At 60.3% G+C, this 22,002-nt stretch carries 14 protein-coding genes and 1 other RNA gene; 4 read left to right on the top strand and 11 right to left on the bottom strand.

The window, feature by feature from the left end:
* Positions 1–85 precede the first annotated feature (85 nt).
* The 11 genes from CKW19_RS19385 to CKW19_RS19335 form a co-directional block, all read right to left on the bottom strand.
* Positions 86–1,234 (bottom strand): acyl-CoA dehydrogenase family protein, encoded by a 1,149-nt coding sequence (locus tag CKW19_RS19385; RefSeq protein ID WP_095059409.1) that lies wholly within the window; start codon positions 1,232–1,234, stop codon positions 86–88.
* Positions 1,235–1,392: 158 nt separating this feature from the next.
* Positions 1,393–1,995, bottom strand: coding sequence for a recombination mediator RecR (gene recR, locus CKW19_RS19380; protein ID WP_095059408.1), 603 nt, complete (start codon positions 1,993–1,995; stop codon positions 1,393–1,395).
* Positions 1,996–2,057: 62 nt separating this feature from the next.
* On the bottom strand, positions 2,058–3,092 hold the full coding sequence (locus CKW19_RS19375; protein WP_095059407.1) for an NADP-dependent oxidoreductase: 1,035 nt from the start codon (positions 3,090–3,092) through the stop codon (positions 2,058–2,060).
* 266 nt (positions 3,093–3,358) lie between these two features.
* Positions 3,359–3,697, bottom strand: coding sequence for a YbaB/EbfC family nucleoid-associated protein (locus CKW19_RS19370; protein WP_095059406.1), 339 nt, complete (start codon positions 3,695–3,697; stop codon positions 3,359–3,361).
* Between the two features lie 67 nt (positions 3,698–3,764).
* Complete coding sequence (gene dnaX / locus CKW19_RS19365) at positions 3,765–5,837, bottom strand: DNA polymerase III subunit gamma/tau (RefSeq protein ID WP_095059405.1); 2,073 nt, start codon at positions 5,835–5,837, stop codon at positions 3,765–3,767.
* A gap of 315 nt (positions 5,838–6,152) precedes the next feature.
* An RNA gene (gene ffs, locus CKW19_RS19360) (signal recognition particle sRNA small type) lies at positions 6,153–6,249 on the bottom strand.
* Between the two features lie 145 nt (positions 6,250–6,394).
* Positions 6,395–7,561: a putative zinc-binding metallopeptidase gene (locus tag CKW19_RS19355; RefSeq protein WP_095059404.1), complete on the bottom strand. Its 1,167-nt coding sequence runs from the start codon at positions 7,559–7,561 to the stop codon at positions 6,395–6,397.
* 172 nt (positions 7,562–7,733) lie between these two features.
* Complete coding sequence (ligA, locus tag CKW19_RS19350; RefSeq protein ID WP_095059403.1) at positions 7,734–10,091, bottom strand: NAD-dependent DNA ligase LigA; 2,358 nt, start codon at positions 10,089–10,091, stop codon at positions 7,734–7,736.
* 166 nt (positions 10,092–10,257) lie between these two features.
* The gene (gene zipA / locus CKW19_RS19345) at positions 10,258–11,112 is read right to left on the bottom strand and encodes a cell division protein ZipA (RefSeq protein WP_095059402.1); all 855 of its coding nucleotides are present in this window, start codon (positions 11,110–11,112) and stop codon (positions 10,258–10,260) included.
* Positions 11,113–11,370: 258 nt separating this feature from the next.
* Positions 11,371–14,859 (bottom strand): chromosome segregation protein SMC, encoded by a 3,489-nt coding sequence (smc, locus tag CKW19_RS19340; protein WP_095059401.1) that lies wholly within the window; start codon positions 14,857–14,859, stop codon positions 11,371–11,373.
* Positions 14,860–14,861: 2 nt separating this feature from the next.
* The gene (locus CKW19_RS19335) at positions 14,862–15,521 is read right to left on the bottom strand and encodes a GntR family transcriptional regulator (RefSeq protein WP_095059400.1); all 660 of its coding nucleotides are present in this window, start codon (positions 15,519–15,521) and stop codon (positions 14,862–14,864) included.
* A gap of 265 nt (positions 15,522–15,786) precedes the next feature.
* Here CKW19_RS19335 and xdhA point away from each other — a divergent pair, with 265 nt between their 5' ends.
* From xdhA to guaD, 4 genes are all read left to right on the top strand, one after another.
* On the top strand, positions 15,787–17,241 hold the full coding sequence (gene xdhA, locus CKW19_RS19330) for a xanthine dehydrogenase small subunit (RefSeq protein WP_095059399.1): 1,455 nt from the start codon (positions 15,787–15,789) through the stop codon (positions 17,239–17,241).
* Positions 17,234–19,633 (top strand): xanthine dehydrogenase molybdopterin binding subunit, encoded by a 2,400-nt coding sequence (gene xdhB / locus CKW19_RS19325; RefSeq protein WP_095059398.1) that lies wholly within the window; start codon positions 17,234–17,236, stop codon positions 19,631–19,633. The genes xdhA and xdhB overlap by 8 nt, the downstream gene beginning before the upstream one ends.
* Before the next feature lie 139 nt (positions 19,634–19,772).
* Positions 19,773–20,630 carry a xanthine dehydrogenase accessory protein XdhC gene (gene xdhC / locus CKW19_RS19320; protein ID WP_095059397.1) on the top strand — a complete coding sequence of 286 codons (858 nt, stop codon included), beginning with the start codon at positions 19,773–19,775 and terminating at the stop codon, positions 20,628–20,630.
* 24 nt (positions 20,631–20,654) lie between these two features.
* Positions 20,655–21,959, top strand: coding sequence for a guanine deaminase (guaD, locus tag CKW19_RS19315; RefSeq protein WP_095059396.1), 1,305 nt, complete (start codon positions 20,655–20,657; stop codon positions 21,957–21,959).
* Positions 21,960–22,002 lie beyond the last annotated feature (43 nt).

The raw sequence follows: 22,002 nt of genomic DNA, 5'->3' as shown, positions 1-22,002 counted from the left end.
TCGCCGGCAAGCCGGCTCCTACAGTCGAGCGCGTCTTGTAGGAGCTGGCTTGCCAGCGATGGCGTCGGTCGCCGCACTGCAAAACTCAAAGCCCCATCTGCTTGCTGATGATCTCGTTCATCACTTCCCGCGTCCCGCCCCCGATGGACAGAATCCGGTTATCGCGATACAGCCGCTCCACCAGGTTTTCACGCATGTAACCCAAACCGCCCAGAATCTGCACCGCATCGTTGACGATCCGGTCCGCCGTGTCCGTCGCGAAATTCTTGGCCATGGAAATCTCCTTGATCACACTCTGACCTGCCGCCATTTTCGCCGCCTGCCGGTAAGTGAACTCCCGGGACACCTCCAGCGCCGTGGCCATTTCGGCAAGGCGATGCTTGATCACTTGAAACTTGCCGATGGGTTTGCCGAAGGCTTCACGCTCTCTGGCCCATTTCAGGCTCTCTTCCAGAGCAAGCTGCGCAGTCATGTTGGCCATCAGCGCCAAGGCCAGCCGTTCACTCTGAAAGTTGCCCATGATGCAGGCGAACCCCATGTTCTCGGCACCGATCAGGTTTGCTGCGGGTACCCGGCAATCGTCGAAAAACAGTTCGGCCGTGTCCGACGCCCACCAGCCCATTTTCTTCAACGGCCGCCCCACGGTGAATCCGGGAGTGCCCTTCTCGATCAATAACAGACTGATGCCAGCAAAACCCGGCTCACCGGTTCGCACCGCGACGGTGTAGTAATCCGCACGGACGCCGCTGGTAATAAAGGTTTTACTGCCACTGACCCGATAGAAATCGCCGTCACGCACGGCACGGGTTTGCAGGTTGGCGACATCGGAGCCGCCACCGGGCTCGGTGACCGCCAGGGCGCTGATCTTCTCGCCGGCCAGCACCTGTGGCACCACACGCTCACGAACGTCAGGCCTGGCCCATTTGAGAATCGGCGGTAAACCGATATCGAGCGATCCGAGGCCTGCCACCAGGCCTCCAGAGCCACAACGCATCAGCTCTTCGCTGGCGGCGACCTTGGCGAACAGATCGCCTTCATGGCTGCCGCCCAGCGCCTCCGGGTAGCCGATGCCGAGAATCCCTGCGGCGCCAGCCTTGAGGTAGAGCTCACGGGGGAAGCCTTCAGCTTCTTCCCACTGGTCGATGTCCGGAAGAATTTCGCGCTCGACGAAACGCCTGACGCTGTCGCGGACCAATTGGTGGCTGGGATCGAAGTATTCCTGAAAGGCAGGCATCGGCGAGCTCCACTGAAGGGTTCAGCGAAGTTAACCGAGCGCTTGCTTGGTTTTCAAGCAATGAATCCGAGTATCAAAAGATCGCAGCCTGCGGCAGCTCCTACAAGGGATAGCATTCCTCTGTAGGAGCTGCCGCAGGCTGCGATCTTTGGCTTTAGTCAGAGACTGATCGGCTTACGCCCCGCAAACGAATGCGCCAACGTCCCGCCATCCACCAACTCCAGCTCACCACCCAGCGGCACGCCATGGGCGATGCGCGATGCAATCAGGCCTTTGCTGCTGAGCAATTGGGCGATGTAATGCGCCGTCGCCTCGCCTTCCACAGTCGGGTTGGTCGCGAGAATGACTTCGGCAAATGTACCGGCCTCTTCGATCCGCGCCATCAGCTGTGGGATACCGATAGCGTCCGGCCCCAGCCCGTCCAGTGGCGACAGGTGACCCTTGAGCACGAAGTAGCGCCCACGGAAACCGGTCTGTTCGACCGCATAGACGTCCATCGGGCCTTCCACTACGCAAAGCACGGTGTCGTCGCGACGAGTGTCGGCGCATTGCGGGCAAAGGTCATCTTCGGTCAACGTGCGACACAATCGGCAGTGACCGACCCCTTCCATGGCCTGGCTCAACGCCAGCGCCAGTCGCGAGCCACCGCTGCGATCACGTTCGAGCAACTGCAATGCCATGCGCTGGGCAGTTTTCTGACCCACACCAGGCAGAATTCGCAGGGCGTCGATCAGTTGGCGAATCAAAGGGCTGAAGCTCATGGTGGAAAAGTCCGACAAAACAACGAGACGCGGTTTATACCCGCGCCTCGAATGAGCGTCAATCAGTCCTGGGCGACGCGCACCACCAGCTTGCCGAAGTTGCGTCCTTCCAGCAGGCCGATGAATGCCTCGAGAGCGTTCTCCAGACCGTCGACCACGTCTTCGCGGAACTTCACCTTGCCATCACGCACCCATGGCGCCATTGCGCTGATGAACTCCGGCTGACGGTCACCGTAATCGTCGAACACGATAAAACCCTGGATTCGCACACGCTTGGTCAACAGCGTGCGCTGCAACAGTGGCAGACGATCCGGACCGCTCGGCGCTTCATGGGCGTTGTAGGAAGCGATCAAACCACACAGCGGAATCCGTGCCTTGGGGTTGAGCAATGGCACCACCGCATCGAACACCTTGCCGCCGACGTTTTCGTAGTAGATATCGATGCCCTTGGGGCACGCCTGCGCCAGTTCATCGGCGAAGTCCGGGCTCTTGTGGTCGATGCAGGCATCGAAGCCCAGGTCCTCAACCACATAGCGGCACTTGTCCACACCACCCGCCACGCCGACTACCCGCAGGCCTTTGATCTTCGCTACCTGGCCGACCACAGAACCCACAGCACCGGAAGCTGCCGCGACCACCAGCGTCTCACCGGACTTGGGCTGCCCGATGTCCATCAGGCCCATGTAGGCGGTCATGCCCGGCATGCCCAGCACACCCAAGGCCAATGAGGCGCTGGGCAATCCGTTCGGAACGGGAATGATACTGCGACCGTCATTGATGCTATGGCTCTGCCAGCCTGTGGCGCCCACGACCAGATCGCCTTCCTGAAACTTGGGATTGAGCGAACGCTCGACCCGGCTGACAGCGCCACCGGTCATCACCCCGCCGATTTCCACCGGGGCGGCGTAGGACGGCGCATCACTCATGCGTCCACGCATGTAGGGATCCAGCGACAGGTAGACGGTCTTGAGCAGCACCTCGCCATCGGCCAGGTCCGGCAACGCCACCCGCTCCAGACGAAAATTCTCCGGCGTCGGCGCGCCTGCCGGGCGCGAGGCAAGGACGATGCGTTGATTGAGGGTCATGGGGTCGGACATGGTGGCGTCTCCTTTGATCGATGAGTGACTATAGGGGAGCAGACCTTTGTGGCGGTGTGGCGTTCGATGTTTCTTCTGGAACCGAGTCGACTCCATCGCGAGCAGGCTCGCTCCCACATGGGATCTATGCCGTATACAAATCCAATGTGGGAGCGAGCCTGCTCGCGAAGCGATCTCACAGAGACTGTCATCCCAAATGCAGATACAAAAATGCCAGGCGCAATGCCTGGCATTTTTTTGTAGCCCATCCGACGCGTTTTAGCGAATCAGAACGGCAGTTTCATGCCTGGCGGCAGTTGCATGCCAGCGGTCACGCTGCCCATTTTGTCCTGGCTGTTGGCTTCGATCTTGCGCACGGCGTCGTTGACGGCGGATGCGATGACCGCTTCCAGCATTTCCTTGTCGTCTTCGCTCATGCCTTCTACCAGGCTTGGGTCGATGGTCACGCTTTTAACGTCGTGACGACCGGTCATGACCACAGTGACCATATCGCCACCGGCCTTACCGATGACTTCGGCGTTGGCCAGTTCTTCCTGCATCTTGGCCATTTTTTCCTGCATCTGCTGTGCCTGCTTCATCAGGCCGGCCATGCCACCTTTCATCATGGGAATCACCTCAAAAGTACTTGGATCAAAACGGCGCCCGGCCTGTTCGGCCGAGCGCCTTCAGTTATTAGCCCTGAGTGACCAGGACGTCGACAGGTTCAATAGTATCGTTTCGGACCACCGCACCGAACTGCTGCATCATCTGCTGGATGAACGGATCACCGTGGATCGATTCCTCCGCCTCGCGCTGACGGTTGGCGCGGCGGCGCGAAGCCGCTTGCGCCGGGGTTTCCTGCTCAGGCTTGATCAGCTCGATGCTCAGGGTCAGCGTGCGTTGATGATACTGATTCAACGCATCGTTCAGGCGACGCTGCTGAGTGGCGTTGAACAAGGCGCTGTGGGCCGGGTCCAGGTGCATCAGCCAGCTATCGCCTTCCACCGAGATCAGCGTGCAGTTGGCGGCGATGCTGCCGGTCATGCCGGAGATCGGCAGTTTCGGAAACAGTTCCAGCCATTGCAGGGCCAGGCCGGTGGCCGGCATCGCTGCAGGTTCAGGCTCGGGTTCCGGTGCCGGCTCGGCGGCGTGTTCGCTGGCCAGGTCATCCAGATAACTGTAAGCCGAATCCATGTCCGGCTCGATGTAGTCCTCGTCCAGCGGCGGCTCGTCGTCCGCATCCATGCCAGGCGTCGCGGCATCGACCTCGGCCACCGATGGCTCGGGAATCGGCGCGGCAGCCCACTCAGGCGCCTCCGGCACCACGCTGTCCGGCGTCGGCAGCGGCATCGGCGGCAGCTCGGGTTGCTCGCTGGCGGTTTCCAGCACCGGTTCAATGGCGGGTTGCTGAACGGGCGCGGTCTCTACCGGGTCATTCCATGGCAGATCGATGACTTCTTCGACCTCGACGGGTTCTGGCTCAGCAACAACCTGCGGCGCAACGGGCACAGGCACAGGTTCAGGGACCGGTGCGGGCGCAACCACAGGCGCTGGAGACGGTGCCACCGGTGCAGCCGCCACCGGCGCAATAACCGGTGAGGCAGCCACTGATTTGGCGGAATCAACCGTGGCCTGGCTGATCCCCACTGGCTTTAGTGGCTGTCTCGGTGCGTCGGCGGTATCGGCGGGCCGGAATGCAAGCATCCGCAGCAGGACCATTTCGAAACCACCGCGAGGGTCCGGCGCCAGCGGCAAATCGCGGCGGCCGATCAAGCCCATCTGGTAATAGAACTGCACGTCTTCGGCCGGCAACGCCTGAGCCAGCGCCAGCACCCGGTCACGATCGCCGTGACCATTGTCGACGCCTTCAGGCAAGGCCTGGGCGATGGCGACACGATGCAGCACGTTGAGAATTTCCGAGAGCACGCCGCTCCAGTCCGGGCCTTGTTCGGCCAGATGACGGACAGCTTCGAGCAACGCCTTGGCGTCACCTTCGATCAACGCGTGCAAAACGTCGTAGACCTGACCGTGATCGAGCGTACCGAGCATCGCCCGCACGTCGGCGGCCATGACCTTGCCTTCACCGAAAGCGATGGCCTGGTCGGTCAGGCTCATGGCATCGCGCATCGAACCGTCGGCGGCACGACCCAGCAGCCACAGTGCATCGTCTTCGAACGGCACGTTCTCGACACCCAGCACATGGGTCAAATGCTCGACCACCCGTTCCGGCGTCATGTTCTTCAGGGAGAACTGCAGACAACGCGACAGAATCGTTGCGGGAAGTTTCTGCGGATCAGTGGTCGCCAGGATGAACTTGACGTAGGGTGGCGGCTCCTCAAGAGTTTTGAGCAGCGCGTTGAAGGAATGGCTCGAGAGCATGTGCACTTCGTCGATCAGGTAGACCTTGAAGCGCCCACGGCTCGGGGCATATTGCACGTTGTCGAGCAGCTCACGGGTGTCTTCGACCTTGGTGCGGCTCGCGGCGTCGATCTCGATCAGGTCGACGAAGCGGCCTTCATCGATCTCGCGACAAACCGAACATTCGCCACACGGCGTGGACGTAATACCCGTTTCACAGTTCAGGCATTTGGCGATGATCCGTGCGATGGTGGTCTTGCCGACCCCACGCGTACCGGTAAACAGGTAGGCGTGATGCAGCCGCTGGCTGTCCAAGGCATTGATCAGAGCCTTGAGCACATGGGTCTGGCCGACCATTTCGCGGAACGAGCGCGGACGCCATTTACGTGCAAGAACCTGATAACTCATCGAAAACCGTCGCAGCGAAGGAAGCAGAAGCGGCTAATGCTAGCGGAGCAAGGCACAAATTGCATCCGGTGTGCTCGTCTATTCTGGTCAAGCTGTAATTTGCAGGCCTTTAACGGAGCGTTTATGCGGTCAGCCTTGGGGGCACTGCTGTTGATCAGCCTGGCTACCCAGGTCGGCGTCGCGATTGGGCCTTAGCAGCCGACAAAAAACGCGCACAGCAAAATACCGCCGCTGGACAGGATCCATGGCAGACAGATTAAAAGTATTGTTTCGATAGACGCGCGAGCGAGGACTCACAAGGCGTTAAGGTGGTAACCCCACCAGCCACACCCCGGCACACAATGTTCCCGCTGTGGCTGCTGCCTTCCGGCTCTGACCAGGTTCACGGGTAATCGTTGCGGGGGGACCGATGGGGTCACCATAACGACGCTCACCTGTCGGCGAGCCGCGCCATTGTACCTATCTGAAGCGAAGTTACAACCGTCCAGACAGATTAAAAAACATGAATCAGGTCAAGGACATGCGCAGCCTGGAAAGATCGCAGCCTGCGCCAGCTTCTACGAGTCTTGCAGCACCTCGTCCGCCCTGCCGCCCTGTTGCTGGATCACCAGGTGGATAAAGTGCAGCCTGGCGATCACCGCCGATGGCAGGACGAATGGATAGAAGTCCGGCTGGCCCATGCTGCGTGACAATTCGTTGAGCATTCCGGCCAACTCGATCCATGCATTGACGAACGACAGGAACGCCGCACCGCCAGGATGCTGCGGATCGTAGAGGGTCTCTAGCGTAAACGGCTGGTAGTCGAAGTCCATTTCCCGGGCACTCATGCCGAACCCCAGTGCGGTGTCCACCGCATCCATCATGTGCAGGTAATGCGCCCAGGTTTCCGCCCAGTCTTCCCACGGATGCATGGTGGCGTAGGCGCTGACGTAGCGCTGTTGCCAGTCCAGCGGTGCACCCTGTTGATAATGCCGTTCGAGTGCGTCGGCGTAACTGGCGCGCTCGTCACCGAACAAGCCGCGAAACGGCTCAAGCCAATGGCTGTTGGCGATCAGCCGATCCCAGTAATAGTGTCCGACCTCATGGCGAAAATGCCCAAGCAAGGTGCGATACGGTTCGTGCATTTGCACCCGTACCTGCTCGCGGTGAGCGTCGTCAGCTTCCCTGATATCGAGGGTGATCAAGCCATTGGCATGGCCGGTGGTCGGGGGTTTTCCGTCAAGGTCTTCGCCGATGAAATCAAATGCCAGCCCGATTTCTTCGTCATCGATTTTGGCAATGACCGGCAGCCCCAGCGTGATCAATTGCGCGACCATCCGGCGCTTGGCGGTTTCCACCTTGCGCCAGCGTTCGTGGTTTTCGGTGATCGACAGGTCGGGAATGGTGCGATTAAGGCGACAGGCGATGCACAGCGTTTCGCGCTGACCGGCAGGAAGCAGCCAGTTGCACGCGGCAGGTGAATCGAGGTTGGCACAGCGGCGGTACACACCCGCCTGCGGGTCGGCGTCGAGCACCCAGGTATCCGCCAGCTCACCCGGTTGCAGCGAGGTTAAACGGCTCTGTTCAGGCTGATAACCCAAAGCTGCCGAACACGCCAGGCACTGGCTGTTGCGAAAGAACAGCGACTGCCCGCAACGACAGGGCCAGACCTTGCTGTTGCGCGAGTGCTCGCCCATGAACGGGGCGGCAATGCGCGAGCTGAGCTGCTCGAAGAAACGGTACATGGCGATCTCTCCCTGAGGCTTGCAGAGACTAGATCATTCCCGCTTCAAGAACGTTCCCCTTTTTTGTAGCAGCCGGCTTGCCGGCGAAGGCGGTCTTGAGCCTTGCACCAATCTTTCTGGCCTCTTCACTGGCAAGCCAGCGCCTACAAGGGTTGCGTAGATCTGTAGGGCATCACACGGTAATACCGTGCGTGCTCAAAAACGCCACAAACGCCTCTTCATCCAAAACTTTCAACCCAAGCTCATTGGCCTTGGTCAACTTCGACCCCGCTCCCGGCCCGGCAACAACACAATGGGTTTTCGCAGAAACCGAGCCGGCGACTTTCGCTCCCAGGCGTTCGAGCTTGTCCTTGGCGATATCGCGACTCATCAATTCCAGCGAACCCGTCAACACCCAGGTCTGCCCGGCCAGCGGCAGGCCTTCGACGACTTTCTTTTCGCTCAGCCAGTGCATGCCGAAATCGGCCAGTTGCTTCTCGGCGGCTTCGGCCAATTGACGATTTTCCTCGACCGCAAAGAACTCGCGCACCGAATTGGCCTGCTTCTCCGGAAGCGCCTGACGCATGTCCAGCCAGTCTGCGCCGATCACTGCTTGCAGCGAGCCGAAGCGGTCAGCCAGTTTCTGAGCCCCGCCCGGCCCGACCGATGGAATGTGCAGCTTGTCGAGGAAACCACCCAGGGTGGTACTGGCCGCGAACTCGGCACCCAACTCACCCTGATCCTGAATCTGCAAACCATGCTTGAGCAGTTCCGCGATCACCTGCTGGTTGTGCGTGTCTTCGAAGAAACTGTGGATCTCATGCGCGACTTCCAGGCCGACATCCGGCAAGTACGTCAGCACCTGCGGCAAGGCTTGCTGCACGCGCTCCAGCGAACCCAGCGAGCGAGCCAGAACCTTGGCCGTCTCCTCACCGACATCGGGAATCCCGAGGGCATAGATGAAGCGCGCCAGTCCCGGTTTCTTGCTGTCTTCGATGGCGCTGAGCAGCTTCTTGCTCGACAGTTCGGCAAAGCCTTCCAGGTCGACAATGTCTTCGAATTTCAGGGCATACAGATCGGCTGGCGAACTGACCAGCCCTTCATCCACCAACTGCTCGACGCTCTTGTCGCCCAAGCCTTCAATGTCCATGGCGCGACGGGAAACGAAATGGATAATCGCCTGCTTAAGCTGCGCGCCGCAGGCCAGGCGGCCGACGCAGCGGTACACCGCGCCTTCGCTGACGGTCTCGCGGCCCTTGCTGCGCTTGATCAACTGTGTGCGTTCGACATGGGAACCGCACACCGGGCATTGCTCGGGAATCTGCACCGGCCGGGCATTTTCCGGACGACGATCCATGACCACCTGCACCACTTGCGGAATCACGTCACCGGCACGACGGATGATCACCGTGTCGCCGATCATCAGACCGAGACGCGCCACTTCGTCCATATTGTGCAGCGTGGCGTTGGCCACGGTGACACCGGCAACCTTGACCGGCTTCAAGCGTGCCACGGGCGTCACCGCACCGGTGCGACCGACTTGAAACTCCACATCCAGCAGCTCGGTAAGCTCTTCCATGGCCGGGAATTTGTGGGCGATGGCCCAACGCGGCTCACGGGCGCGAAAGCCCAGCTCGCGCTGGGAAGCGATGCTGTTGACCTTGAACACCACGCCGTCGATTTCATAGGGCAGCGCGTTGCGGCGCTCACCAATGTCACGATAATAATCGAGGCACTCATCAATGCCATTGGCCAGTTTCAGCTCATGACTGATCGGCATGCCCCAGGCCTGGAGCTGCTGCAAATTGCCGATATGCGTATCGGCAATGTCCGCCGACACCTGGCCGATGCCGTAGCAGCAGAATTCCAGCGGACGATTGGCGGTGATCTTTGAGTCCAGCTGACGCAAGCTGCCTGCCGCCGCGTTGCGCGGGTTGGCGAAGGTCTTGCCGCCAACTTCCAGTTGCGTGGCATTGAGCCGCTCGAAACCGGCCTTGGACATAAAGACTTCGCCACGCACTTCCAGGGTTTGCGGCCAGCCCGTGCCATGCAGCTTGAGCGGAATATTGCGCACGGTGCGCACGTTGACGCTGATGTCTTCGCCGGTCGTGCCGTCGCCCCGCGTTGCGCCACGAACCAATACGCCGTTCTGATACAACAGACTGACCGCCAGGCCATCGAGCTTGGGTTCGCAGCTGTATTCAACCGTTGCGCCACCACCGAACAGGTCGCCGGCCGGCAGGTCCAGACCTTCGGTCACCCGGCGATCAAACTCGCGCATGTCGGTTTCTTCGAAGGCGTTGCCGAGGCTGAGCATCGGCACTTCATGACGCACCTGGGTAAACGCCGACAACGCCGCGCTGCCCACTCGCTGGGTCGGCGAGTCGCTGGTGATCAAGTCGGGATTGGCCGCTTCGAGGGCCTTGAGCTCGTTGAACAAACGGTCGTACTCGGCGTCCGGAATGCTCGGCTCGTCGAGGACGTGGTAACGGTAGTTGTGCTGATCCAGCTCGGCGCGCAGCGCTAGAACGCGGTTTTCGGCGGCAGTCATGGGTGTTCTCTCATAAAGCAAAAGAGCAGCCGAGGCTGCTCAATCTGTTGATGCGGCGCAGATTCATTGTAGGAGTCCGGCTTGCCGGCGATGGCGGTTTCAAGTCCGCATCGCCAGCAAGCCGGCTCCTACAGCGCGTGGCAGTCATGCCCACACACTTCCAAATTCAACGCTTCTGGGTCAGTGCACGACGTTCGAACTCGACGATGCGCTGACGGTAGTGCTCGATCGTCTGGGCAGTCAGTACGCTGCGCTGATCGTCCTTCAGTTCGCCGTTCAGCTCCTGGGACAATTTGCGCGCCGCTGCCACCATTACGTCAAACGCTTGCTTCGGATGACGCGGACCCGGCAGACCGAGGAAGAAGCTCACGGCCGGCGTGCTGAAGTGGTCGATGTCGTCCAGGTCAAACACGCCTGGCTTGACCGCGTTAGCCATGGAGAACAGCACTTCGCCGTTGCCTGCCATGCTTTCGTGCCGATGGAAAATGTCCATCTCGCCGAAACGCAAACCACTCTCCAGAATGTTCTGCAACAGCGCTGGGCCCTTGAAGCCTGCCGCGTCACGGCAGATCACGCTGATCACCAGGACTTCTTCAGCTTGCGGCTGATCTTTTTCGCCGACCGATGGCGAAGCCTTGGTGTCATCCGGGAAATCGTCGTCACGGCTGCTGAAGCTCGGGCCGCCGTCCAGATCCAGGCTGAGGTTCATGTCGCCCTGCGAAGGTTCGCTGTGACCCCGCTTGCCGCGCTTGGAGCCCGACTCGCGAGGCTCACGGGCAGGCATGCTCACCGACGGCAGATCGTGCTCGTCCAGTTGCGGCTCTTTATGCGTATCCAGCACACGCGGCGGGCCCAACAGCTCAGCGCTGGTGTCCTCGTCCGGCAGGTTGGACAGGTTTCGATCAAGGCGGAACTTCAATTTTCCCTTGCCACCGCGCATACGGCGCCAGCCATCGAAAAGAATACCGGCAATGACAATAATGCCGATGACGATCAGCCACTCGCGCAGACCGATTTCCATGTAATCCCGTGCCTCTATAAAAATGCTGAAAAATAAGGGGTTTACAGCCTGTAAACCGCTTTAAAACGTGGCGCCAACCCTATGTTCTGACAGGCGTTTTGTGCCACGTATACGAAAAATTGACATTAAACTAGCACGACCAAAGGCAACTTTACACCGTCTACAGCCCCGGCTTACGCGAATATGTCGATTGGCCAGCAAGTCGATACCCGTAAACAAGTCCTACAGACCATACACAATCGTCCTGCAAGCCTCGACTCAGGCATCCACCATCGCCATCGCCTCCTCCACATCCACGGCAACCAATCGCGAACAACCCGGTTCGTGCATCGTCACCCCCATCAATTGCTCCGCCATTTCCATGGCGATCTTGTTGTGGGTGATGTAGATGAACTGCACCGTTTGCGACATTTCCTTTACCAGCCGTGCGTAGCGTCCAACGTTAGCGTCATCCAGTGGCGCGTCAACTTCATCGAGCATGCAGAACGGCGCCGGGTTCAACTTGAAGATCGCAAAAACCAGTGCCAATGCGGTCAGGGCTTTTTCGCCACCGGAGAGCAAATGGATGGTGCTGTTCTTCTTACCTGGCGGCTGCGCCATGATCGTTACCCCTGTATCGAGTAGATCTTCGCCCGTCAGTTCCAAATACGCGCGCCCGCCACCGAAAACTTTTGGGAAAAGCGCCTGTAAACCGCCATTGATCTGATCAAAGGTATCTTTGAAACGGTTACGGGTTTCCTTGTCGATCTTGCGAATCACGTTCTCAAGCGTTTCAAGGGCTTCCACCAGATCGTCGTTCTGTGCATCCAGATAACGTTTACGTTCTGATTGTTGCTGGTACTCGTCAATGGCCGCGAGGTTGATCGCACCAAGGCGCGCAATCCGCGCGGCGATGCGCTCGAGCTCTTCCTCGGCGTCTTTCTCGTTGGCCTCGGCGGTCAGCGTGGCGAGCACGCCGTGCAAGTCGTAGCCGTCTTCCAGCAACTGGTCCTGCAACGCCTTGCGGCGCACGGTCAGGGCCTGCCATTCCATGCGCTGGGTTTCGAGCTGGCTGCGAATCAGTTGGGATTGTTGCTCGGCCTGGCTGCGGCGCTTCTCGGCGTCGCGCAGTTCGCGGTCGGCGTCTTCCATGGCGATCTGTGCAGTCTTGAGTTCTTCGTCGACGGTCATGCGCTTGTCGAGCAACTCTTCGAGTTTCAGGCGCAGCTCTTCGAGTGGTGCCTCGCCCTCCTCCAGATTGAGGCTCAGCTGTTCGCGCTTTTCGGTCAGGCGTTCGGACTGCATCTCCAGGCGCTCCAGCGCCTGACGCGTCGAATCGTGCTGGGCCTTGAGCGAGCCCAGGCGCACCGCCAATTGATGCGCGTGATCTTTGTGCTGCCGCGCTTCCTGACGCACCCGGTCCAGACGTTCGCGCAAGCTGTCGCGCTGGGCCAGCAGCAATTCGCGCTGCTCGGTGTCCAGCGCCATGCTGTCGAGGGCCTCCTGCAATTGCAGGCGCGCTTCGCCGATGTTTTCGTGTTCCAGCGCACGCTGTTCGTCCAGCTCGACGAGCTCGTCGTCGAGACGTGTGCGACGCAAGGTCAACTGTTCCGCCTTGGCTTTACCGGCAGACAATTGCGCCTTGAGCTCACCTTGCTGACGCGCTTCGTCCTGCAGCAGACGACGCAGATGTTCGCGACCGTTTTCCTGCTGACGCTGCTGCGCCCTGAGATTCTGAAGCTGGGTTTCCAGGGCTTCGACGGTGGCTTCGCGCTCGTCGCGCTCTAGCCCCAACTGCTGGATTTCCTGACCGCGGGCAAGCACGCCGCTTTCGGCTTCACTGGCTCGACGCACCCGCAGAAAATGTCGACCGACCCAATAACCATCGCGACTGATCAGGCTCTGGCCGGCGGTCAATTGAGCGCGCAACGCCAGGGCCTGCTCGAGACTGTCGACCGGTTTGACCTGCCCCAGCCACGGTGACAGATCGATCTGGGCCTCGACCTTGTCGAGCAGGCTGCCCGCCACCCGCACGCCATCGCCAGCCGGACTGAGCAAACGCAGGTCGCCCTGGGTGAACCCGGCCAGATCAAAACCTTTGAAATCATCCACCAGCACCGCTTGCAGATCGGCGCCAAGCACGGTTTCCACCGCCAGCTCCCAACCTGCTTCAACCTTCAGGCCTTCAGCCAGGCGTGGGCGATTCGCAAGATTCTGTTCGCGCAGCCATTCGGCGGTGCCGGTGCCAGGGTCAAGTGCGGCTTGCTGCAAGGCTTCCAGCGAGGCCAGTCGACCATTGAGCCGCTGCAAATCACCCTGCGCCTGCTGTTGCGCCGACAGCGCTTGCTGCAGCTCCTGCCGCAATTGCTCAAGCTTTTCGACCTGTGCTTCTTCGCTGGTCTGCAAATCCTCGAGCGTCGCTTCGGATTCAGCGAGCTGTTCGCTGAGCTCCATGATCGCTGCGTCTTCCGGATCGGCCGAAAGCAAGGCGCGTTCTTCGCCGAGACGCTTCTGCCGTTCGGCCAGCCGTTCCAGGCTGGTTTCCAGTTGCTGGATGCGCGACTGCTGCACTTCGGCCTGACGCCGAGGCTCGGCGGCGGTGAGGTTGAAGGTATCCCACTGCTCTTGCCAGCCGTGCATGGTGGTTTCGGAGTCTTCCAGCGCAGCGGCGGCTTCTTCTGCAGCGGCGCTGGTAACTTCCTGCTCTGGCGTGAGCATGTCCAGCTCTTCGCCGAGGGTCAGCAACAGCGTGCGGTCGTGGCCCAGGTGAGATTCGGTTTCCAGGCGCGCGCGTTCGGCTTCTTTCAGATCGTCCTGCAACTGGCGCAAGCGCTGCTGACCGTGCTGGATGCTCTGCTCGACCCGGGCGATGTCGCCGCCGACCGAATAGAAGCGCCCCTGGACCAGATTGAAGCGCTCGGACAGATCATGATGGCCATCGCGCAAGCGTTCGATGCTCGCATCAGCATTGCGCTGCTCGGCCACCAGCGCTTCGAACGAAACTTCCTGAGTGCCGATGATTGCTTCACGCTGCCCGACCTGGTCGTTCAGCGCCTGCCAGCGCAGGGCCGAGAGCTGGGCCTTGAGCTGTCGCTCCTCGCCTTTGTATTCCTGATATTTCTTGGCGGCCTCGGCCTGACGGTGCAAGCGTTCGAGCTGGCGCGTCAGTTCTTCGCGCAGGTCGGTCAGACGCTCGAGGTTTTCGTGGGTGCGGCGGATGCGGTTTTCGGTCTCGCGCCGGCGCTCCTTGTACTTGGAGATGCCTGCGGCTTCTTCAATAAAGTTGCGCAGGTCTTCAGGCTTGGACTCGATCAGCTTGGAGATCATCCCCTGCTCGATGATCGAATAGCTGCGCGGGCCGAGGCCGGTGCCGAGGAAGATGTCGGTGATGTCGCGACGGCGGCATTTGGTGCCGTTGAGGTAGTAAGTGGTCTGGCTGTCGCGCGTTACTTTGCGGCGAATGGAAATTTCCGCGTAGGCGGCGTATTCGCCGAGCAATGTGCCGTCGGAGTTATCGAACACCAGCTCGATGCTCGCCTGACTCACCGGTTTGCGACTGGTGGAGCCGTTGAAGATGACGTCAGTCATCGATTCGCCACGGAGGTTCTTCGCCGAACTCTCGCCCATCACCCAGCGAACGGCGTCAATGATGTTCGACTTGCCGCAGCCATTGGGGCCGACAACCGCCGCCATGTTACTGGGGAAGTTCACCGTGGTCGGATCGACGAAGGACTTGAACCCCGCGAGCTTGATGCACTTTAGCCGCACGCTTAAGCATCCGTCAGGGCAGAGATCACCAGATCGCAGCTGCGCTGGGCATACGCCGTCAGCACTTCGCGGATCTGTGCAATATCACGGGCCAGCACGGCCGCAAGCAGACGCTCGAACAGTTCCAGATACTCGCTCATCGACGCCTTGCGCTGATCCAGGGCGAGAAAATACGCGCGGCTCATGGCCGGCTGCAGATTCTCGACGGTTTCCTGCAAATACGGATTGTCGGCGAACGGATACGCAGCGCGCATCACATTGAAACTGTCGTCGACGAAGGTGCGGATGTCCTGCCGCTCGAAACTGTCGGTCAGGCGCTGCTGGATCTGTACGAACGGCGCCATGTCGGCTTGAGTCTTCCAGCCACTGGCCACGGCGTTGCCGAGCAGGATGTACAACTCGCTCATCAGCGTGCACAGGCTTTGCACTTTATGCGCAGTGAGCTCCGTCACGTGGGCGCCACGTCGCGGCAGGATGGCGATCAGGTGCCGACGCTCAAGGATCAACAATGCCTCGCGAACCGATCCGCGACTGACGTTGAGAGCCAGCGTGACCTTCTGTTCCTGGATGCGCTCACCGGGCTTCATTTCACCGCGAATGATGCGTTCGGCGAGGTGGTGAGCAATTTGCTCGGCGAGGCTGTCCGGCGCCTTGAACGTCATGGTTGTCCTTCAAACTCTTCGATCTGCACAAGCGGCGCAGTGTAGCGCAATTGGTACGTCATGGCGCAGGGCCTGCCCGGTGGTTTTGGCACGATTCAAGCACAAAGCAGGCAATTGAAGGAGGGTCAATAATGAACAAAGGAGTCATTGACCATCAAAATGCACATTCCTGACCTTTAAGTCAGAAAACCATTGACCGAAAAGTCAGACCTGCTAAATTCAGCTCCAATCGGCTAACAACAATAATGAGTCTGCGAGGTCTTCCGTGATCCAGTTTTTACTCAACCAGGAACTCCGTAGCGAGCACGCCCTGGACCCGAACCTGACTGTGCTCAACTATCTGCGCGATCATGTGGGCAAACCCGGCACCAAAGAAGGCTGCGCCAGCGGTGACTGCGGCGCCTGCACCGTGGTGGTCGGCGAGTTGCAAACGGATGACGATGGCCGCGAACACATTCGCTATCGCAGCCTCAACTCGTGCCTGACATTCGTCTCGTCCCTGCACGGCAAGCAGTTGATCAGCGTTGAAGACCTCAAGCACAAAGGTGAGCTGCACAGCGTGCAGAAAGCCATGGTCGAATGCCACGGCTCGCAGTGCGGCTTCTGCACTCCCGGGTTCGTGATGTCGCTGTTTGCACTGCAAAAGAACAGCGATGCACCGGATCAGGCCAAGGCTCACGAAGCACTCGCCGGCAACCTTTGCCGTTGCACTGGCTACCGGCCGATCCTGGAAGCCGCCGAGCAATCCTGCTGCGCCAAGCAACCGGATCAGTTCGATGCCCGCGAAGCCGACACCATCGCTCGCCTGAAAGCCATCGCGCCCACCGACATCGGCGAGCTCAACAGCGGCGACAAACGCTGCCTGGTGCCCCTGACCGTGGCTGACCTGGCCGACCTTTACGATGCCTACCCACAAGCCCGCCTGCTGGCTGGCGGCACCGACCTGGCGCTGGAAGTCACCCAGTTCCACCGCACGCTGCCGGTGATGATCTACGTCGGCAACGTCGCCGAGATGAAGCGCATCGAACGTTTCGACGATCGCCTGGAAATCGGCGCCGCCACTTCGCTTTCCGATTGCTATGAGGCGTTGAACGCCGAGTACCCGGATTTTGGTGAATTGCTGCATCGCTTTGCGTCCTTGCAAATCCGCAACCAAGGCACCCTTGGCGGCAACATCGGTAACGCTTCGCCGATTGGTGACTCACCGCCCCTGCTGATCGCCCTTGGCGCACAAATTGTGCTGTGCAAAGGCGAAACCCGCCGCACCATGGCGCTCGAAGACTACTTCATCGACTACCGCGTCACGGCGCGTCAGGAGAGCGAGTTCATCGAGAAGATCATCGTGCCGCGTGCCAGCGTCGAAAAACTGTTCCGCGCCTACAAAGTTTCCAAGCGTCTGGACGATGACATTTCTGCCGTGTGCGCCGCCTTCAACATTCGCCTGGAAAACGGCGTAGTGGCTGAAGCCCGCGTCGCCTTCGGCGGCATGGCCGCCATCCCGAAACGCGCCGCCACCTGCGAAGCCGCGCTGGTCGGTGCGCCGTTCAACAACGCCACCATCGAACGCGCCTGCGCCGCCCTGGCCGAAGATTTCACGCCGCTCTCGGACTTCCGTGCAAGCAAGGAATACCGCCTGCTGAGCGCGCAAAACCTGCTGCGCAAATACTTCATCGAACTGCAAACACCGCACATCGAGACTCGGGTGACCGCTTATGTCTAATCATCACGCCGTAGAGAAGACCCAGGCCGAACTGGCTGAACTGTTCGCCAAGGACCTGACCACCGGTGTCGGCCGCAGCGTCAAGCACGACAGCGCCGCCAAGCATGTGTCCGGTGAAGCGCAGTACATCGACGACCGCCTGGAGTTTCCGAATCAGTTGCACGTCTATGCACGCCTGTCGGACCGCGCCCACGCGAAAATCATCAGCATCGACACCTCGCCCTGCTACGCCTTCGAAGGCGTGCGCATCGCCATCACCCACGAAGACTTGCCGGGCCTGAAAGACATCGGCGCGTTGCTGCCGGGCGATCCGCTGCTGGCGATTGATACCGTGGAGTTCGTCGGTCAACCGGTTGTCGCCGTTGCCGCGAAAGACCTGGAAACCGCACGCAAGGCGGCCATGGCCGCAATCATTGAATACGAAGATCTCGAACCGGTTCTGGACGTGGTCGAGGCCCTGCGCAAACGCCACTTCGTGCTCGACAGCCACACCCATCAGCGCGGCGATTCGGCCACTGCTTTGGCGTCTGCCGAACACCGCATCCAGGGCACACTGCACATCGGCGGCCAGGAACACTTTTACCTGGAAACCCAGATCTCTTCGGTGATGCCGACCGAAGACGGCGGCATGATCGTTTACTGCTCCACGCAGAACCCCACCGAAGTGCAGAAACTGGTGGCCGAAGTGCTGGACGTGTCGATGAACAAAATCGTCGTCGACATGCGGCGCATGGGTGGCGGTTTCGGTGGAAAGGAAACCCAGGCAGCGAGCCCGGCGTGCCTGTGCGCCGTGATCGCGCACCTCACCGGTCAGCCGACCAAGATGCGCCTGCCGCGTGTCGAAGACATGCTGATGACTGGCAAGCGTCACCCCTTCTACGTCGAGTACGACGTGGGTTTCGACAGCACTGGCCGCCTGCACGGCATCAACCTGGAACTGGCCGGCAACTGCGGTTACTCACCTGACCTGTCAGCGTCGATCGTCGACCGCGCGATGTTCCACTCCGACAACTCGTACTACCTGGGCGATGCGACCATCAACGGTCATCGCTGCAAGACCAACACCGCGTCGAACACCGCTTACCGTGGCTTCGGCGGCCCGCAAGGCATGGTCGCCATCGAAGAAGTGATGGACGCCATCTCTCGCCATCTGGCCCTCGATCCGCTGGCCGTGCGCAAGGCCAACTACTACGGCAAGACCGAGCGTAACGTCACCCATTACTACCAGACCGTCGAGCACAACATGCTCGAGGAGATGACCGCCGAACTGGAAGAAAGCAGCCAGTACGCCGAGCGCCGCGAAGCGATCCGTCACTACAACGCGAACAGCCCGATCCTGAAAAAAGGTCTGGCGCTGACGCCGGTCAAATTCGGTATTTCCTTCACCGCCAGCTTCCTCAACCAGGCCGGTGCCCTGGTGCACGTCTACACCGACGGCAGCATCCACCTGAACCACGGCGGCACGGAAATGGGCCAGGGCCTGAACACCAAGGTCGCGCAGGTCGTGGCCGAAGTGTTCCAGGTGGAAATGGACCGCGTGCAGATCACCGCGACCAACACCGACAAAGTACCAAACACCTCGCCGACCGCCGCTTCCAGCGGTGCCGACCTGAACGGCAAAGCGGCGCAGAACGCGGCAGAAACCATCAAGCAACGCCTGGTGGAGTTCGCTGCCCGTCACTACAAGGTCAGCGAAGAAGACGTGGAATTCCACAACGGTCATGTGCGCGTTCGCGATCACATCCTGACCTTCGAAGCGCTGATCCAGCAGGCGTATTTCGCCCAAGTGTCGCTGTCGAGCACCGGGTTCTACAAGACCCCGAAAATCCACTACGACCGTAGCCAGGCCCGTGGTCGTCCGTTCTACTACTTCGCCTTTGGTGCGGCGTGCTGCGAAGTACTGGTCGACACCCTGACCGGCGAGTACAAGATGCTGCGCACCGACATCCTCCACGACGTCGGTGCCTCGCTGAACCCGGTCATCGACATTGGTCAGGTCGAAGGTGGTTTCATCCAGGGCATGGGGTGGCTGACCATGGAAGAACTGGTGTGGAACAACAAAGGCAAGCTGATGACCAACGGCCCGGCCAGCTACAAGATCCCGGCCGTGGCGGACATGCCGCTGGACCTGCGGGTGAAACTGGTGGAAAACCGCAAGAACCCGGAAGACACGGTGTTCCATTCCAAGGCTGTCGGTGAACCGCCGTTCATGCTCGGCATCGCCGCGTGGTGTGCGATCAAGGACGCCGTGGCGAGCCTGGGTGACTACAGGCATCAACCGAAAATCGACGCACCGGCGACCCCGGAGCGGGTGTTGTGGGGCTGTGAGCAAATGCGCCAGTTGAAGGTGGCGAAGGCTGTCGAGGCTGAAACCGAGTTGGCTTCGCTCTAAGACCGAGGCACCTGTATCGCCAGCAAGCCGGCTCCTACAGATAGGCGGTGCATCGCGATTCTGCGACCGACACGAAACCTGTAGGAGCCGGCTTGCTGGCGAAGACGGCCGAACAGACAACAGAGATGTTGAGGTGTTTATGTACAACTGGATCGACGCCCTCGCCGACCTGCAAAACCGGGGTGAGCCCTGCGTGTTGGTGACCATCATCGAAGAGCTTGGCTCTACGCCGCGCAACGCCGGCTCGAAAATGGTCATCAGCGCCAGTCAGTCCTTCGACACCATCGGTGGCGGACACCTGGAATACAAGGCGATGAAAATCGCCCGCGAAATGCTCGTCAGCGGCAAGCAGGACACACATCTGGAGCGCTTCAGCCTCGGCGCCAGCCTCGGTCAGTGCTGCGGTGGCGCGACAGTGTTGCTGTTCGAACCGATGGGGCAGGTGCAAGCACAGATCGCTGTGTTCGGCGCCGGCCATGTCGGCCGCGCCTTGGTGCCGTTGCTGGCCAGCCTGCCCTGCCGGGTGCGCTGGATCGATTCGCGGGAAGATGAATTCCCCGAGCAGATCCCCCACGGCGTGCGCAAGATTGTCAGCGAAGAACCGGTGGATGAAATCGACGATCTGCCCCCCGGCAGCTACTGCATTGTCATGACCCACAACCACCAGCTCGACCTCGAACTCACCGCCGCAATTCTCAAGCGCAACGACTTTGCCTACTTCGGCCTGATCGGCTCGAAGACCAAGCGGGTGAAATTCGAACACCGTCTGCGTGATCGCGGTTTCGACAGCAGCGTCGTGCAACGCATGCGCTGTCCAATGGGCATCGGCGAAGTCAAAGGCAAACTGCCTGTGGAAATCGCCATCTCCATCGCCGGCGAAATCATCGCCACCTATAACGCGAATTTCGGCCAGCAGACGTCCAGCGCCGAACCGATCGCCAAACTGCTGCCCGCGTCACGCCGCAGCCACGCGTCGAAGCAAGCTGCCTCGAACTGACAAGAACGACACTAGAGAACCCCCATGCCTCTGACTCGCAAAGCCTACCGCGCCGCCATTTTGCACAGCATCGCCGACCCGGCCATCGTTGGTATCGAAGCCTCTTACGAGTATTTCGACGACGGCCTGCTGGTGGTCGAAAACGGCAAAATCAGTGCCATTGGCCACGCCAGCGACTTGCTGCCGACCTTGCCAACCGATATCGAGATCACCCATTACCAGGACGCACTGATCACGCCTGGTTTCATCGATACCCACATCCACCTGCCACAAACCGGCATGGTCGGCGCGTATGGCGAGCAACTGCTGGACTGGCTCAACACGTACACCTTCCCTTGTGAACGCCAGTTCGCCGACAAGGCCCATGCCGACCAGGTCGCGGACATTTTCATCAAGGAACTGCTGCGTAACGGCACGACCACGGCGCTGGTGTTCGGCAGTGTGCATCCGCAGTCGGTGGAATCGTTCTTCGAAGCCGCTGAACAGCTCGACCTGCGGATGATCGCCGGCAAGGTGATGATGGACCGCAACGCGCCGGACTACCTGACCGACACCGCCGAATCCAGCTACGTCGAAAGCAAGGCGCTGATCGAGCGCTGGCACGGCAAGGGCCGCTTGCACTATGCGGTCACGCCGCGCTTCGCACCGACCAGCACCCCGGAACAACTGACTCTCGCGGGCCAATTGCTGACCGAATACCCGGATCTGTACATGCAGACCCACATCAGCGAAAACCTCAAGGAAATCGAGTGGGTCAAGGAGCTGTTCCCGGAGCGCAAGGGTTACCTCGACGTCTACGACCATTACCAGTTGCTCGGCGAGCGCTCGGTGTTCGCCCACGGCGTGCACCTGTGCGATGACGAATGCGCGCGCCTGGCGGAAACCGGTTCGGCCATCTCATTCTGCCCGACCTCGAACTTCTTCCTCGGCAGCGGTCTGTTCAACCTGCCGATGGCCGAAAAGCACAACCTCAATGTCGGCATCGGGACCGACGTCGGCGGCGGCACCAGTTTCTCGCTGCTGCAAACCCTGAACGAAGCCTACAAGGTCATGCAACTGCAAGGTGCACGCCTGAGCCCGTTCAAGTCGCTGTATCTGGCGACCCTCGGCGGTGCTCGCGCACTGCGCCTGGAAGACAAGATCGGCAACCTGCAACCGGGAACCGACGCCGACTTCCTGGTGCTGGACTACAACGCCACACCGCTGCTGAGCTATCGCCTGAAACAGGCCAACAACATTGCCGAGACGTTGTTTGTGCTGATGACGCTGGGCGATGACCGGACGGTGCAACAGACGTATGCGGCGGGGAATCTGGTGCATCAGCGCTAAGTTTTCCCGGGCATAAAAAATCCCCCGGCGCTTTGCAGCCCGG

Source organism: Pseudomonas sp. Irchel s3f7, assembly GCF_900187615.1.
Classification (GTDB): domain Bacteria; phylum Pseudomonadota; class Gammaproteobacteria; order Pseudomonadales; family Pseudomonadaceae; genus Aquipseudomonas.
This window is presented reverse-complemented; position numbering and strand designations above follow the sequence as displayed.

Bases quoted from the DNA above. Each gene is read 5' to 3' on its own strand.
- CKW19_RS19385 (WP_095059409.1), bottom strand. From the start codon at position 1,234: ATGCCTGCCTTTCAGGAATACTTCGATCCCAGCCACCAATTGGTCCGC.
- recR (WP_095059408.1), bottom strand. From the start codon at position 1,995: ATGAGCTTCAGCCCTTTGATTCGCCAACTGATCGACGCCCTGCGAATT.
- CKW19_RS19375 (WP_095059407.1), bottom strand. From the start codon at position 3,092: ATGTCCGACCCCATGACCCTCAATCAACGCATCGTCCTTGCCTCGCGC.
- CKW19_RS19370 (WP_095059406.1), bottom strand. From the start codon at position 3,697: ATGATGAAAGGTGGCATGGCCGGCCTGATGAAGCAGGCACAGCAGATG.
- dnaX (WP_095059405.1), bottom strand. From the start codon at position 5,837: ATGAGTTATCAGGTTCTTGCACGTAAATGGCGTCCGCGCTCGTTCCGC.
- CKW19_RS19355 (WP_095059404.1), bottom strand. From the start codon at position 7,561: ATGTACCGTTTCTTCGAGCAGCTCAGCTCGCGCATTGCCGCCCCGTTC.
- ligA (WP_095059403.1), bottom strand. From the start codon at position 10,091: ATGACTGCCGCCGAAAACCGCGTTCTAGCGCTGCGCGCCGAGCTGGAT.
- zipA (WP_095059402.1), bottom strand. From the start codon at position 11,112: ATGGAAATCGGTCTGCGCGAGTGGCTGATCGTCATCGGCATTATTGTC.
- CKW19_RS19335 (WP_095059400.1), bottom strand. From the start codon at position 15,521: ATGACGTTCAAGGCGCCGGACAGCCTCGCCGAGCAAATTGCTCACCAC.
- xdhB (WP_095059398.1), top strand. From the start codon at position 17,234: ATGTCTAATCATCACGCCGTAGAGAAGACCCAGGCCGAACTGGCTGAA.
- xdhC (WP_095059397.1), top strand. From the start codon at position 19,773: ATGTACAACTGGATCGACGCCCTCGCCGACCTGCAAAACCGGGGTGAG.
- guaD (WP_095059396.1), top strand. From the start codon at position 20,655: ATGCCTCTGACTCGCAAAGCCTACCGCGCCGCCATTTTGCACAGCATC.